The sequence below is a fragment of the Streptomyces sp. NPDC002130 genome (assembly GCF_040296465.1).
GTDB lineage: Bacteria > Actinomycetota > Actinomycetes > Streptomycetales > Streptomycetaceae > Streptomyces.
On the sequence record NZ_JBEOXI010001176.1, the window covers coordinates 1 to 1,098 of the forward strand.

Below are 1,098 nucleotides of genomic sequence, written 5' to 3' on the forward strand. Positions count from 1 at the left end.
GGCGGGGTGCGCGTGTGCCTGCCGCAGAACGTCTACGAGAACGATCTCAACCCGCATCTCACCGCCCCGGGCAAGCTGCTCTTCCCCAAGGGGAGACTGCATCACAGCGGTGACGAGGAGTTGGCGATCAGCCACGAGACGATCTACCGCTCGATCTACACTACTCGGTGGGATGTGATTCCGCAGTAGCTGTGCAAGCGCCTACGAACATGGCGGCTGATCCGAAAGAATGAGCGGCACTGTTAAAGGGCAATGGAGGTCGCAGGTCATCGATGCGCGCTCGATCGAGGATCGACCCGCCGATGCCGAGGATCGCAGCGTGACTGGACACATGGAAGGTGATCTGGTGATCGGTTCGAAGAACAGTCAGGTTGCGACATGGTAGATCGCAGGGACCGCTACTTGACGATCGTGCAGACACCCAGTCGGCATACCACCTCGGTGGTGCCCGTACTGGTGCGGGAATACGGGCGAATGGATTCGGCATTGTGTCGGAGTTTAACCTGGGATCGGGGGATGGAATTGGCCGATCACGAGCTGCTCAGTGCAGCAACGGGTATCGAGATTTTCTTTGCAGCGCCGCGTAGTCCTTGGCAGCGCGGGACGAATGAGAACACCAATAAGCTTTTACGCCAGTGTCTTACGAAAGGAATGTATCTCGGGGATCTGAGCCAGTCGGACCTCGATGCCATCGCGGCCAGGCTCAACAACCGGCCACGGAAGTGCCTCGGGTTCCGAGCGCCCGCGGAGTTTGTGGCGGAAGAGGCTGTTGCGTTGGCAGGTTGAATTTAAGGACGCTTTTCAGGAATGCGATGTCTCCTGTTCGGAGACCTGCTTGCGCAGCCTGGCCAGTTCTGTCCGTTCCGCGGCAGTGAGCGGTTGTTATCCGACTGTAGCGGCGTCGTCGATGCGTCGTCGTTCGTCGGCGACCTACTGTCCGAGCAGGTTCTTGCTTAATCCGAGGTCGTGGGCGACTTCGGCGATGGTGTGGCCGGAATCGATCACCCTGTGGCGGCTTCGACCGTGTATCGGTCGTAAACGATTTGCGCTTGCGGGACATGAGATGCCGCTCTCGCCCAGCGGGACCGGCACATCGGA

General features: G+C 59.6%; 2 protein-coding genes. Both read left to right on the forward strand.

What is annotated here, in order from left to right; genetic code table 11:
* Positions 1-189, forward strand: a 189-nt coding sequence (locus ABT116_RS49410) for an LCP family protein (protein WP_351648210.1), incomplete at its 5' end; no start/stop codon positions are given.
* 189 nt (positions 190-378) lie between these two features.
* Positions 379-786 carry an IS30 family transposase gene (locus ABT116_RS49415; RefSeq protein ID WP_050794007.1) on the forward strand — a complete coding sequence of 136 codons (408 nt, stop codon included), beginning with the start codon at positions 379-381 and terminating at the stop codon, positions 784-786.
* Positions 787-1,098 lie beyond the last annotated feature (312 nt).